This window comes from Lentibacter sp. XHP0401, assembly GCF_025751535.1.
In the GTDB taxonomy this organism is placed as follows: Bacteria; Pseudomonadota; Alphaproteobacteria; order Rhodobacterales; family Rhodobacteraceae; genus Lentibacter.
Genome location: NZ_JAOWLC010000004.1, coordinates 267,622 through 282,407, shown reverse-complemented (window position 1 = coordinate 282,407; position 14,786 = coordinate 267,622). Strand labels below are relative to the sequence as shown.

Sequence of the window (14,786 nt, the reverse complement as noted above, 5' to 3'; positions counted from 1 at the left end):
GTCTTGCCGTGGTCAACGTGACCAATCGTGCCGATGTTGCAGTGTGGTTTATTACGGCTGAACTTTTCCTTTGCCATGATGGCCTCCTAATCATTCTATGGATGGGCGGACCAAAGCGGCCCGCCCAGATTTCAGTGTTGGAATTAGGCGAATTTCGCCTGAATTTCTTCCGAGATGTTGCTTGGAACCGGTTCGTAATGGTCGAACTGCATCGTAAACTGCGCGCGGCCCGAAGACATGGAACGCAGGTTGTTGATGTAGCCGAACATGTTCGCCAGCGGTACGAATGCGTCAATCGCAATCGCGTTGCCGCGTGTGTCCTGTCCGTTCACCTGACCACGGCGTGATGTCAGATCGCCAATGATGCTGCCTGTATACTCTTCAGGCGTAATCACTTCGACTTTCATCACTGGCTCAAGCAGTTTCGCGCCGGCTTTACGCATACCTTCACGCATACACATACGTGCAGCGATCTCGAATGCGAGAACCGAGGAGTCAACATCGTGGAACTTACCGTCGATCAGAGCAACTTTAAAGTCGATCACGGGGAAGCCGGCCAAGGGGCCGCTGTCCATAACCGAGTTGATGCCCTTTTCAACGCCAGGAATGTATTCCTTAGGAATTGACCCGCCAACGATACGGCTTTCAAACGAGTAGCCTTCGCCTGCTTCTGTTGGAGAGATGATCATTTTCACCTCGCCGAACTGGCCTGAACCACCCGACTGCTTCTTGTGCGTGTAGGTGTGCTCGACTTCACGGGAAATCGTCTCGCGATAAGCAACCTGTGGCGCACCGATGTTGGCCTCGACCTTGAATTCACGCTTCATGCGGTCAACAAGGATGTCGAGGTGAAGTTCGCCCATGCCCTTCATGATGGTCTGACCTGATTCAAGGTCGGTTTCCACGCGGAAGGAAGGGTCTTCTGCCGACAGACGCTGAAGGGCGATGCCCATCTTTTCTTGGTCTGCTTTTGTTTTTGGCTCAACAGCGATCTCGATTACAGGATCAGGGAACGTCATTGTTTCAAGAACAACAGGGTCGTTTGGCGAACAGATTGTGTCACCGGTTGTTGTGTTCTTGAGACCACCAAGCGCAATAATGTCGCCAGCAAACGCTTCGGAAATTTCCTCGCGTTCGTTGGAGTGCATCATCATCATACGGCCAACGCGCTCTTTGCCACCTTTGGTGGAATTGAGCATGTTGTCACCCTTTGACAAAGTACCGGAGTAAATCCGTGTAAATGTCAGGGAGCCCACGAAGGGGTCGTTCATGATTTTGAACGCAAGAGCGGAGAACGCCATGTTGTCGTCTGCACGACGTGGAATGTTACGTGTCTCTGTCTCGTCGCCAGGCTTGAAGCCCATGTAGTCAATCACATCGAGCGGGCTTGGCAGATAATCGTTGACCGCGTTAAGCAGCGGCTGAACGCCGATGTTTTTAAACGCGGAACCGCCAAGAATAGGCACGAAAGACAAGTTCAGCGTCGCCTTACGGATCAATGAACGCAGCGTTTTCACGTCTGGCTCATTGCCCTCAAGGTAAGCTTCCATCGCGTCATCGTCTTGCTCAACAGCCGCTTCAACCAGCTTCTCACGCCATTCAGCAGCCTGACCAGCGAGACCTTCACGGATAGGAGCCTTGATCCAAGAGGCGCCAAGGTCTTCACCTTGCCACAGCCATTCTTCCATGGTCACAAGATCAATAAGACCTTCAAGATCGTTTTCTGACCCGATCGGAAGCGCAATCGGAATTGCGCGCGCGCCGGTGCGGTCTTCAATCATTGCAACGCAATTAAAGAAGTCAGCACCGATCTTGTCCATTTTGTTGACAAAAACCATACGCGGAACTTTGTAGCGGTCAGCTTGGCGCCACACTGTTTCTGTCTGTGGCTCAACACCGGCGTTACCGTCGAGAACAACAACAGCACCATCGAGAACAGCCAGCGAACGCTCAACTTCAATCGTGAAGTCAACGTGGCCGGGTGTGTCGATGATGTTCATGCGGTGCTTTGGGCCGTCAGGCTCTGTGCCTGTTTCGGTCCGCTCCCAGAACGTGGTGGTCGCAGCAGAGGTGATGGTAATACCCCGCTCCTGCTCTTGTTCCATCCAGTCCATCGTGCCCGCGCCATCGTGGGTCTCGCCCATGGTGTGGTTCTTGCCTGTGTAAAACAGGATACGTTCCGAAACCGTGGTTTTCCCTGCGTCGATGTGCGCAATGATACCAAAGTTCCGGTATAGTTCGAGTGGATACTCGCGTGCCATATCAGATACTTCCTCTTACCAGCGGTAGTGGCTGAATGCTTTGTTCGCATCGGCCATTTTGTGGGTGTCTTCGCGCTTTTTCACAGCAGAGCCGCGAGATTGCACAGCATCCATCAGCTCGCCGGCAAGGCGCTCTTCCATGGTGTTCTCGTTGCGAGCGCGGCTCGCATTGATCAACCAGCGAATAGCCAGAGCTTCGCGGCGCTCGGGGCGGACTTCAACAGGCACCTGATAGGTTGCACCACCAACGCGGCGCGAACGCACTTCAACCGAAGGCTTGATGTTTTCGAGCGCTTCGTGGAACACTTCCACAGGTGCGCGCTTGATTTTGCTCTCAACGCGGTCAAACGCGTTGTAGACAATCCGCTCAGCAACGGCTTTTTTGCCGTCGATCATCAGATTGTTCATGAATTTTGTCAGAACCCGATCACCAAACTTGGCGTCAGGTAGAACTTCGCGTTTTTCAGCGGCGTGACGACGTGACATGTGATCTCTTCCTTACTTAGGACGCTTAGCGCCATATTTCGAACGGCGCTGCTTACGGTCTTTAACACCTTGGGTATCCAGAACACCGCGCAGGATGTGGTAACGGACACCCGGAAGGTCTTTTACACGACCGCCACGGATCAGGACAACTGAGTGCTCCTGAAGGTTGTGGCTTTCACCACCGATGTAGCTGATAACTTCAAAGCCGTTTGTAAGGCGCACTTTGGCAACTTTACGCATAGCAGAGTTCGGTTTCTTGGGCGTTGTTGTGTAAACGCGTGTGCAAACGCCGCGCTTCTGAGGGTTGCCCTCAAGGTGAAGCGATTTGGAGCGTTTGACTTTCGGCTTCCGGGGCTTCCGGATAAGCTGTTGGATCGTTGGCATAGGGCTCTTTTCCCGTTTGTTCGACACATGTGTGCAAGGGTGTCCCCCCGCGGTTTCAATTTGCTGCGCGTTATGCGTCCACAACACACAAAAGCCGCATCGTTCCCATTCCGAGGTAAACGGCGCGGCGGGTTCTCAGAGGATCTTCGCAGCATTAGCTCGGATCTTGACCACTCAAGTTTTGCAAACGGCATCGGGGTGTCCCCTTAGCCGGATGAGGGGCTTTTATGGGGAGTCGCTCAACTTGTCAACACGCGCAGGACGATCACATCAGGCTGCGCCATTTCGCGCAGTCACACGGCCCCACCCGGCCTCGAAGCACTCCAAGTCAACGCCAAATTCAGAACGCGCGAGATCAGGCAATGTCTCAAGCTTGAAGCGGAAGGTATCCACCTTACGCTCTTTTATCGCGCTGTCATTGCCCTCATGCGCGCCGCGCACAAACATCGGGCTCTTGTTGAGGCTGAGCACAGGCATACTCCGCCAGGTGCGCATATGCGGATAGTTGATCAGGCTGCGCTTGTGATCAGGTGGCAAATAGAGCGCCAGCGCAGGTGTCCAAAGCCGCGCCTCTACGGGCAAATAGTTCACACTTCCGTCCGGCTCGCAGCGAAACAGAAAACCGCGGCAAAAATCGACAGCCGCGCGCCCGTGCTCCTTGTAGATCGGTCTCAGCTGGCGGTAGAGCGCCCGCAGCCTCTCAACAAAACTCCGTGCCACGGCATCGTCATCATCAAGACGAAACTCGATAACAACATCAGCCGTCTGGTCGCGATGCTCCATCATCAGCACGCGGCAAGCTTCCATGTGGTTTTGCCCTTCTGGCAAAAACACCGGCTTCACCTGGTCCACATCCTTGATGAGCTCGAGCACCTGCCCCCTCCATGGCTCGGGCAGGCTGTCGCCCATCATCAACAGTAGGGTAAAATCCTTGTCCGTTTGCCCCCGCAGGCTTGGCAGAACAAGGTGTTCCAGAAAAAACAGCCTGACAGCCATCCGTTCAGGCGTGTAAAGCTCAGCGCGCAGCGCTTCAAGGCTCTCGCCCTTGTTGTTAAACGCCCCCGTCTGGCTCGGATAAGACCAGCGGCAAAGCCCGAGCACCTGAAGCTTGGCAGTCCTCATACGCCCCCACCCGCCGCAGGCCGCGCTGCAGCAGCCATTGCCAAACGCTTGTTCAACTGGCGTTCACGCAAGAGCATAAACACACCAGAGCCGATCACAATCGCCGCACCCAACAGAGTAACAGGCTTGGGCCAATCCCCAAAGACAAGCCAGCCCAGCACAAGCGCCCAGACGAGCGAGGTATAGCGAAATGTCGCCACAAAGCTGATCTCTCCAACCCGCATCACCATAATCGAGCAGACATACCCGCCGATCACCATCAAAGCCGCCCCCGCGATCATCATCGCGACATAGCCGTCAACAGGAACCCAGCCCTGTGAAGGCGAGGCCAGTGCAAAGAAAATCGTCACCCCGATTGAGGAATAAAGCGTCACCGCCATGGAAGGCGTTTCAGCGCTCAGACGCCGTGTGGCAAGGTCTCGCACTGTCACAACAGCCACCGCCGCCAGCGTATAGACCGAATAGATCGTAAAATCGTCCGCCCCTGGCCGAATGATCAGCATGACCCCGACAAAGCCCACAAGAATAGCCGCCAAACGCCGCCATCCCACAGGCTCCCGAAAGAAAACAGCCGCCGCTAATGTGATCGTCAACGGCAAAGCCTGCATAATCGCGCTGACATTGGCAATCGGCATGTTGAAAAGAGCAGTCAGGAAAAAATATGCCGACCCCGCCTCCGCAACGACGCGAATGAGCACAAGCATTCGGTCCTGCCGCGGAATCCCGAAGCGCAACCGCCCCATCGCCAGCATCACAAGCGCCACAAGAACAGTCGTCAAAACGCCCCGCAGCGTCAGAAGCTGGAAGAGCGGAATCTGCTCCGAAATCATCTTCATAAACGCGTCGTTAAACGTAAACGCCGCCATAGACGCCATCATCAAAAGCGCACCGCGCACATTGTCTTGGGCCGAAATCATCTGAGGCCTTTCAGCATATCAATATCAAAACCGAATAAGCTCTTTATCTGCTTGGCCACCTTCTCGGGCTTCACCTTGTCGATGATCCCAAGCTTGGCTGGGCTTGATTTGTTATCGCGGTGGATTGTGCGCAAAAAGCAGGGCGCGGAAATATCGGAGTAAACCGTATAATGCTGCGCCAAAGCACGGTGATTGTAGCGATACGGGTTGCGCCCGTAGCTCACCGGATGCAACAGCGCCGTTCCGCAAGACAAAGGCGCGCGCTCGACCGTATCAAACACCGCGTTGTTCCCTTTCCCCGTGACCTCAACATAAAATCCGCGGTTGAAAGCAATAACAGTCGGCTCGTCGGACTTCATCTGCAGAAGCGGCCCCGCAAGCGCCTTGAGCCGCGCAATATAATCGCCCGCCAAAGCATCATCATCATCCAGCCGAAAGGTAATACGATGGGTGTGGCCGTCTTCATGCGCGGAGGCATAGGCCGCCTTTATAATCTGGTAATGCGCGCCCGGCTCGGCGGCAAAAACGCTCATGTTTTCATGCGGCGCAATCAATGCATCAAGCTTCGCGCGCACATCGGCGGGCAGCTTGGTTGATGTCAGCACAACAAGCCGGAACCCCTGATCACTCTGGCGCACAAGCGACGGCAGACACAGCGTTTCAAACATCTGCAACCGCAGCGCCATGCGCTCGGGCGTATACAAATGCGCGGCCACGGCCTCGGGGCTGCCGTGGGTGTCCGAATAGTAATCCGTCGCCAATACGGAAAACCGCACCAGCCCGATCACCTGCGGCGTCTTTGTCTGCTCTGCCATGAAGCGCCTCCTCTTACTCAGAAAACACTTGATCGGCACAAAAGAAAAGAGCCAAGCGCACCTTCGCATCCCCCAAAAGAAAAACCCCGCCTCAAAGGACGGGGTTTTCCAACTGTTATGTGAAAGAGCTTACTCTTCGCGGCTCTCAGGCATCTGACCGGTATTTTCTTCAGCGGCTTTGTTGCCGGAGAAAACATCGTCGTCAGCTGTCGGAGCAGCAAGAGCTGCTGCCGCCTCGGCCTCTTCACGGCGCGCTTCAAGCACTACGTTGTCGCGGTCTTGTGCAACACGGCGCATCTGCTTCGTCGCACCACCTGTCCCCGCAGGGATAAGACGGCCCACGATGACGTTTTCCTTGAGGCCAACCAGCTTGTCTTTCTTACCTTGCACAGAGGCTTCGGTAAGAACGCGGGTTGTCTCCTGGAACGACGCCGCCGAGATGAACGAACGTGTCTGCAAGCTCGCTTTGGTGATCCCGAGAAGGATCGGCTCGCCTTGTGCAGGGCGTCCGCCACGGGCTTCCGCCTTGGCATTGGCCTCGTCAAACTCGACCTTGTCGACATTCTCGCCTTTGAGAAGCGTTGTGTCGCCACTGTCCAGAATCTCCCACTTCTGGAGCATCTGACGCACGATAACCTCGATGTGCTTATCGTTGATCTTCACGCCTTGCAGGCGGTAAACATCTTGCACCTCGTCGATCATGTAGTCGGCCAGCGCTTCAACACCCATAATAGAGAGGATGTCATGCGGCGCAGGGTTGCCGTCCATGATGTAATCGCCCTTCTGGACAAAGTCGCCTTCCATAACTGGAATGTGCTTGCCCTTCGGAACCATATATTCAACGGCCTCCATGCTCTCGTCTGACGGCTCGATCGAGATCCGGCGCTTGTTTTTATAGTCGCGCCCGTAACGGACATATCCGTCGATCTCTGCAATGATCGCGTGGTCTTTCGGGCGGCGGGCTTCGAAAAGCTCGGCCACTCGTGGCAGACCACCGGTGATGTCTTTTGTTTTCGCACCTTCACGAGGAATACGCGCAACAACATCACCCGCTTTGATCTCTTGGCCTTCTTCAACCGAGAGGATCGCATCAACAGACATCGGATAGGTCAGAGGATTGCCCGCATCGTTGCGCACCGGCTCGCCGTCTTTATCCGACAGGATGATCTCTGGCTTGAGTTCATTGCCTTTCGGAGCAGCACGCCAGTCGATCACAATCTTCTGGGTCATGCCTGTCGCGTCATCTGTCTCGTCGCGCACGGCAATACCGCTCACGAGGTCAACAAACTTGGCTGTACCGGCCTTCTCCGCAATGATCGGAAGCGTGTAAGGATCCCATTCAAACAGCTTGTCGCCACGCAGAACCTTGGCACCTTCTTTGACAAAGAGCTTTGTACCGTAGCTGAGTTTGTGGCTTGCACGTTCCTCACCATCGTCACCGACAATCGCGATTTTCATGTTACGGCCGACAACAAGCGCTTCGCCTGCTTCGTTCTCAAGCAATGAAGCGTTCTCGAAGGTGATCTTACCTTGCTGGCTTGCTTCAAGGAACGACTGCTGACCACCCTGCGCAACGCCGCCGATGTGGAAGGTCCGCATCGTCAACTGTGTGCCAGGCTCGCCGATGGATTGCGCCGCGATGATGCCTACGGCCTCACCTTGGTTTACCATCGTGCCGCGCGCCAAGTCACGCCCGTAGCACATAGCGCAAACACCATCCTCGGCTTCACATGTCAGAGGGCTGCGGATGCGTGTGCTGACAACGCCAGCCGCATCAATCGCATCTGCCATACGCTCGTCAATCATCGTGCCTTGTGTGATGATCACCTCGTCGGTTCCGGGGCGCAGAATATCGTCTGCGGCCACACGGCCCAAGAGGCGCTCGGCCAGTGAGGAAACAACCTCACCGTCATTCACAGCCGCTTCAGCCGTGATTGCACGCTCGGTCCCACAGTCATGCTCACGCACAATGCAGTCCTGGGCAACGTCAACAAGACGGCGTGTCAGGTAACCGGAGTTCGCCGTTTTCAGAGCGGTATCCGAAAGACCTTTCCGCGCACCGTGGGTCGAGTTGAAGTACTCGAGAACGTTGAGGCCTTCCTTGAAGTTCGAGATAATCGGCGTTTCGATGATGTCGCCATTCGGCTTCGCCATCAATCCGCGCATCCCGCCGAGCTGCTTCATCTGCGTAACAGAACCACGCGCGCCCGAGTGAGCCATCATGTAAACAGAGTTCGGCTCTGAGACGGACCCGTCTTCATCGCGTTTATCTGCCGAAATGGTGCTCATCATCGCTTCGGTGACTTTGTCGTTACACTTTGACCAAGCATCGACAACTTTGTTGTATTTCTCGCCCTGTGTGATGAGGCCGTCGAGATACTGCTGTTCGAAGTCCTTCACAAAGCCGCGTGTTTCGTCAACGATCGTCCATTTGGTGTCAGGGATTACCATATCATCCTTACCAAACGAAATGCCCGCCTTGAAAGCTTCGCGGAAGCCCATGGTCATGATCTGGTCACAGAAAATAACAGACTCTTTCTGCCCGCAATAACGGTAGACCGTATCAATCACCTGCTGAACTTCACGCTTGCGAAGCAAACGGTTGACCAGTTCGAATGGCGCTTTGTTGTTCTGCGGCAGAAGCGCACCAAGGCGCACACGGCCCGGTGTCGTTTCAAAACGCTGCATCACGGTGTTGCCTTCGTCGTCCACCTGCGGAACCCGCGCGGTGATTTTCGAGTGCAAGTGAACAGCGCCCGCATCAAGTGCGTGCTGAACCTCTTCAATCGAAGCAAAGGTCATGCCTTCGCCCTTCATGCCTTCACGCTCGATGGTCGTGTAATAGAGGCCCAAAATCATATCCTGTGACGGAACGATAATCGGCGCACCGTTCGCAGGCGAAAGCACGTTGTTTGTCGACATCATGAGAACACGCGCTTCAAGCTGGGCTTCCAGCGAGAGCGGCACGTGAACGGCCATTTGGTCACCGTCAAAGTCAGCGTTGAAAGCCGAGCAAACCAGCGGGTGAAGCTGGATCGCTTTCCCTTCGATCAGCACAGGTTCAAACGCCTGGATACCAAGGCGGTGAAGCGTCGGCGCGCGGTTGAGCATGACAGGATGTTCGCGGATAACTTCATCCAGAATATCCCAGACTTCGGGGCGCTCTTTCTCCACAAGCTTCTTGGCCTGCTTTACAGTTGCCGAAAGGCCTTTGGCCTCCAAACGGCTGTAAATAAACGGTTTGAACAGCTCCAAAGCCATCTTCTTGGGCAGACCGCACTGGTGCAACTTCAGCTCCGGACCCGTCACAATGACAGACCGGCCTGAGAAGTCGACGCGCTTACCCAAAAGGTTCTGACGGAAGCGGCCTTGCTTACCTTTCAGCATGTCTGAAAGTGATTTCAGCGGGCGCTTGTTGGCCCCCGTGATCACGCGGCCACGGCGGCCGTTGTCAAACAACGCATCCACAGATTCCTGCAACATCCGCTTTTCGTTGCGCACAATGATATCAGGCGCACGCAGCTCGATGAGCCGCTTCAGGCGGTTGTTACGGTTGATGACACGGCGGTAAAGATCGTTGAGATCCGACGTCGCAAAGCGGCCACCATCCAGCGGAACCAGCGGGCGAAGCTCTGGCGGGATCACGGGAATAACCGTCATAACCATCCACTCGGGGCGGTTGCCACTCTCAAGGAAGCTCTCAACCACTTTCAAGCGCTTGATGATCTTCTTCGGCTTCAACTCGCCTGTCGCTTCCTTAAGGTCTGCGCGCAGGGTTTCTGCCTCGCTCTCAAGGTCGATCTGGGCCAGCATCTCACGGATCGCTTCCGCACCGATGTTCGCGGTAAACGCATCCATACCGTAGTGGTCTTGCGCGTCCATATACTCTTCTTCGGTGAGCATCTGGCCATACGTCAGGTCCGTCAGGCCGGGCTCGATCACAACGTAGTTTTCAAAATACAGCACGCGCTCAAGGTCACGCAGTGTCATATCCAGCATCAGGCCGATCCGCGATGGAAGCGACTTGAGGAACCAGATGTGTGCAACAGGCGAGGCCAGCTCGATGTGGCCCATACGCTCGCGGCGCACTTTCTGGAGCGTGACTTCAACACCGCATTTCTCGCAGACAACGCCGCGATACTTCATACGTTTGTATTTGCCGCAGAGGCATTCGTAGTCTTTTACTGGCCCGAAGATACGCGCACAGAAAAGGCCGTCACGCTCTGGCTTGAACGTCCGGTAGTTGATGGTTTCGGGTTTCTTGATCTCCCCGAATGACCACGACAGGATACGCTCTGGCGAAGCAAGCGAGACTTTGATCTCGTCAAAAACCTTCGTTGGCGTCAGCGGGTTAAACGGGTTGTTTGTAAGTTCCTGGTTCATTTTGATGTCCTCAAATTGGTTGCGGAAGGGAGAAGGGAAGAAGAGCCTGCGCCCTTATTCCTCATCCTCCGCATCCAGGAGTTCCATGTTCAGGCCAAGGCCGCGGACTTCTTTGACGAGAACGTTAAAGCTCTCTGGCACACCGGCCTCAAAGTTGTCTTCACCCTTCACGATGCTCTCATAAACTTTGGTTCGGCCCGCAACGTCATCCGACTTCACAGTCAGCATCTCTTGCAGTGTGTATGCCGCGCCATAAGCTTCAAGCGCCCAGACTTCCATCTCACCAAAGCGCTGCCCGCCGAACTGGGCTTTACCACCCAGCGGCTGTTGCGTGACAAGGCTGTATGGGCCTGTCGAGCGCGCGTGGATTTTGTCGTCCACAAGGTGGTGAAGCTTCAGCAGATACTTGATGCCGACAGTCACAGGGCGGGCAAATTGCTCGCCTGTGCGGCCGTCAAACAAGATCGACTGGCCCGAAGTATCAAAGCCCGCGCGTGTCAACGCATCGTTCACATCGGCCTCTTTCGCCCCGTCAAAAACAGGCGTCGCAATCGGAACACCGCGTGTAACGTTGCCAGCGGCTTCAATGAGCTGCGCCTCTTCCATGCCGACAATGCCTTCTTCGTAAACATCATCGCCATAAGCGTGCTTCATTGCATCGCGCACAGGAGTCAGATCACCCGAGCGGCGATATTCGCCAAGCGCATCGTCAATCTTGAGGCCAAGACCGCGTGACGCCCAACCCATGTGGGTTTCAAGGATCTGACCAACGTTCATACGCGACGGAACACCAAGCGGGTTCAAACAGAAGTCAACGGGCGTGCCATCGGCAAGGAACGGCATGTCTTCCATAGGTACAACCTTTGAAATAACACCTTTGTTCCCGTGACGACCGGCCATTTTATCCCCTGGCTGAAGCTTGCGCTTCACGGCCACGAAGACTTTAACCATCTTCATCACACCGGGTGGCAGGTCATCGCCGCGGCGAACTTTTTCGACCTTGTCTTCAAAGCGCGCATCCAGAGTGCGCTTCTGCGCCTCATATTGCTCGTGCAGCGCTTCAACGACCTGGGCGTTCTGCTCGTCCTTAAGGGCGATCATCCACCAAGCCGAACGCGGATAGGTTTCCAGCATTTCTGCATCAACCTTCGAGCCGGCTTTCACACCTTTGGGGCCCTTGGCCACTTCTTTGCCAAGCAGCATGTCACCCAAACGTGCGTAGATGTTGCGATCAAGGATCGCGAGCTCATCGTCACGGTCGCGCGCAAGGCGTTCAACTTCTTCACGCTCGATCTGAAGCGCACGTTCGTCTTTTTCCACACCATGGCGGTTAAAGACGCGCACTTCCACAACCGTGCCAAAGTCACCCGGCTTCACGCGAAGCGAAGTATCACGCACGTCAGAAGCTTTCTCACCAAAGATAGCGCGCAGAAGCTTTTCTTCCGGCGTCATCGGGCTTTCGCCCTTCGGTGTGATCTTGCCGACAAGAATGTCACCTGGTTCAACATCCGCACCGATGTAAACAATGCCCGCCTCATCGAGGTTGCGCAGCGCTTCTTCACCGACGTTCGGAATATCGCGTGTGATTTCCTCTGGCCCAAGCTTCGTGTCACGCGCGGCAACTTCGAACTCTTCGATGTGGATCGAAGTGAACACGTCATCTTGCGAAATACGCTCGGAGATCAGGATACTATCTTCGTAGTTGTAACCGTTCCAAGGCATAAACGCGACAACCACGTTCTTGCCGAGTGCGAGTTCGCCGATGTCCGTTGACGGACCGTCCGCAATAATCTCACCCTTCTGAACCGTGTCACCAACCTTCACCAAGGGGCGCTGGTTGATACAAGTATTCTGGTTGGAGCGCTGGAATTTGCGCATACGGTAAATATCAACACCCGCATCCCCAAGTCCGAGGTCATGCGTGGCGCGAATAACGATACGCTGCGCATCGACCTGGTCGATGATGCCTGCGCGCTTGGCCTGAATGGCAGCACCCGAGTCAATCGCAACTTTGCCTTCAATGCCCGTCCCGATCAGCGGCGCTTCAGCTTGGAGCAAAGGCACAGCCTGACGTTGCATGTTCGAACCCATCAAGGCGCGGTTGGCGTCATCGTTTTCAAGGAACGGAATGAGCGAGGCCGCAACAGACACAAGCTGTTTCGGGCTAACGTCAATAAGGTCCACGTGCTCGTTCGGCGCGAGTGTATATTCGCCCGATTGACGCGTGCTCACCAGATCGTTCACAAACTTGCCTTCCTCATCGAGGTTGGCGTTGGCCTGCGCTACCACGTGGCGCATCTCTTCGGTGGCCGACATGTATTGCACATCGTCCGTCACCTTACCGTCCACAACCTTGCGATAAGGCGTTTCGATGAAGCCGTATTTGTTCACACGCGCAAATGTCGCAAGTGAGTTGATCAAGCCGATGTTCGGGCCTTCCGGCGTCTCAATCGGGCACATACGGCCGTAGTGTGTCGGGTGAACGTCGCGCACCTCAAAGCCCGCGCGCTCACGCGTCAGACCACCTGGTCCAAGCGCCGAGAGGCGGCGCTTGTGCGTCACTTCCGAAAGCGGGTTGGTTTGGTCCATAAACTGCGAGAGCTGGCTTGAGCCGAAGAATTCACGAACAGCCGCCGCAGCCGGCTTGGCGTTGATCAGGTCTTGCGGCATCACTGTGTCGATCTCGACAGATGACATACGCTCCTTGATCGCGCGCTCCATACGGAGCAGGCCAACGCGGTACTGGTTTTCCATGAGTTCGCCGACCGAGCGCACACGGCGGTTGCCGAGGTGGTCGATGTCGTCAATGTCGCCCTTGCCGTCGCGCAGCATAACCAGCGCTTTGATGCAAGATACGATATCTTCGCGGCGCAGCGTGCGCAGCGTGTCAGGCGCATCAAGATCAAGGCGCATGTTCATTTTCACGCGGCCAACAGCCGAGAGGTCATAGCGCTCGCTATCAAAGAACAGCGTGTCAAACAGGTTTGACGCGGCTTCAACGGTGGGCGGCTCGCCGGGGCGCATCACACGGTAGATATCCATGAGCGCGGTTTCGCGGTTCATGTTCTTATCTGTGGCCATTGTGTTGCGCATGTAGGGGCCGACATTGATGTTGTCGATGTCGAGCACAGGGATATCGGTAAAGCCCGCATCCATCAGCTCTTTCAACGCGCCACCAATGATCTCGCCGTCTTTGTCACGCTCGAATGTCAGCTCGTCACCGGCTTCCACATAAATCGCGCCGGTTTCTTCGTTGATGATATCTTTGGCAACAAACTTGCCTTCGATCTGTTCGAACGGAACCAGAAGGTCGGTCACATTGCCTTCGTCGATCAGTTGTTTCACTGCGCGAGGTGTAACTTTCTTGCCCGCTTCGGCAATCACTTCACCTGTTTTGGCATCAACAAGGTCAAATGTCGGGCGTGTGCCGCGCACGCGCTCGGGGAAGAACTTGGTGACCCAACCCTTTTTCGCCTTCAGCTTGTATGTGACGGTGTCATAATACGCATCCATGATCGCTTCCTGATCAAGGCCAAGCGCATAAAGCAGCGTGGTCACAGGAAGCTTGCGGCGGCGGTCGATCCGCGCAAACACGATGTCTTTCGCATCAAATTCAAAGTCGAGCCATGAGCCACGATAGGGAATAATGCGGCAGGCAAACAGCAACTTACCCGAAGAATGCGTTTTGCCTTTGTCGTGGTCAAAGAACACACCGGGTGAGCGGTGCATCTGGGAAACGATAACACGCTCCGTGCCGTTCACAACAAATGTGCCGTTCGGTGTCATCAAAGGCATATCGCCCATGAACACGTCTTGTTCCTTGATGTCCTTAACCGATTTCGCGCCTGTGTCCTCATCGACATCAAACACGATCAAGCGCAGCTTCACCTTCAGAGGCGCGGCATAGGTCATGTCGCGTTGCTGACATTCTTCAACGTCATATTTCGGCTCTTCGAGTTCGTAATCAACAAACTCAAGCACGGATGTTTCGTGGAAGTCCTTAATCGGGAAAACCGACTGGAACACACCTTTGATGCCTTCGCCGTCAAGCGGCTGCGGCGCATCGCCGGAATTCAGGAAAAGATCATAGGATGATTTCTGAACCTCAATCAGGTTCGGCATCTCCAGAACTTCACGGATTTTACCAAAATATTTACGAAGACGTTTCTGGCCAAGGAAAGATTGCGCCATGCTCGAGTTCACCTTTTCATTTCTCACCGAAAACAAGCACCGTCGGGTCCCGGCCTTGCCTCCATACGAGACAGCACGTTTCGGTCAATTCCCGGCTCCATTCCCATTGGAGCCTCCCGACCATGAACCGCGCCTAAGAAAACGCCTCCCGTGAGGCACTTGCTAAGACAGGTTCGGCTGGGCACGGATTTCTCCCCGCCCAGCCTGAATTTGCGCAAAGCCGAAGC

General features: G+C 55.2%; 8 protein-coding genes and 1 pseudogene. All 9 read right to left on the bottom strand.

Going from position 1 to position 14,786, the window contains the following annotated elements; all coding sequences use genetic code 11:
• Nucleotides 1–77: pseudogene (locus OE750_RS07730) on the bottom strand (elongation factor Tu); the annotation flags it as partial.
• A 66-nt stretch (nt 78–143) separates the two neighbouring features.
• Nucleotides 144–2,261 carry an elongation factor G gene (gene fusA / locus OE750_RS07725; RefSeq protein WP_263763202.1) on the bottom strand — a complete coding sequence of 706 codons (2,118 nt, stop codon included), beginning with the start codon at nt 2,259–2,261 and terminating at the stop codon, nt 144–146.
• Nucleotides 2,262–2,276: 15 nt separating this feature from the next.
• Nucleotides 2,277–2,747, bottom strand: coding sequence for a 30S ribosomal protein S7 (gene rpsG, locus OE750_RS07720; RefSeq protein WP_089887581.1), 471 nt, complete (start codon nt 2,745–2,747; stop codon nt 2,277–2,279).
• Between the two features lie 12 nt (nt 2,748–2,759).
• Nucleotides 2,760–3,131 carry a 30S ribosomal protein S12 gene (gene rpsL / locus OE750_RS07715; protein ID WP_215959443.1) on the bottom strand — a complete coding sequence of 124 codons (372 nt, stop codon included), beginning with the start codon at nt 3,129–3,131 and terminating at the stop codon, nt 2,760–2,762.
• Nucleotides 3,132–3,401: 270 nt separating this feature from the next.
• The gene (locus tag OE750_RS07710; RefSeq protein ID WP_263763194.1) at nt 3,402–4,253 is read right to left on the bottom strand and encodes a putative rhamnosyl transferase; all 852 of its coding nucleotides are present in this window, start codon (nt 4,251–4,253) and stop codon (nt 3,402–3,404) included.
• Nucleotides 4,250–5,170, bottom strand: coding sequence for a DMT family transporter (locus tag OE750_RS07705; RefSeq protein ID WP_263763192.1), 921 nt, complete (start codon nt 5,168–5,170; stop codon nt 4,250–4,252). The genes OE750_RS07710 and OE750_RS07705 overlap by 4 nt, the downstream gene beginning before the upstream one ends.
• Nucleotides 5,167–5,985, bottom strand: a complete 819-nt coding sequence (locus OE750_RS07700; RefSeq protein WP_263763190.1) for a putative rhamnosyl transferase — start codon at nt 5,983–5,985, stop codon at nt 5,167–5,169. The genes OE750_RS07705 and OE750_RS07700 overlap by 4 nt, the downstream gene beginning before the upstream one ends.
• A 129-nt stretch (nt 5,986–6,114) precedes the next feature.
• Nucleotides 6,115–10,368: a DNA-directed RNA polymerase subunit beta' gene (rpoC, locus tag OE750_RS07695; protein ID WP_263763188.1), complete on the bottom strand. Its 4,254-nt coding sequence runs from the start codon at nt 10,366–10,368 to the stop codon at nt 6,115–6,117.
• 54 nt (nt 10,369–10,422) lie between these two features.
• Nucleotides 10,423–14,559, bottom strand: coding sequence for a DNA-directed RNA polymerase subunit beta (gene rpoB, locus OE750_RS07690; RefSeq protein ID WP_263763186.1), 4,137 nt, complete (start codon nt 14,557–14,559; stop codon nt 10,423–10,425).
• Between the last annotated feature and the right edge of the window lie 227 nt (nt 14,560–14,786).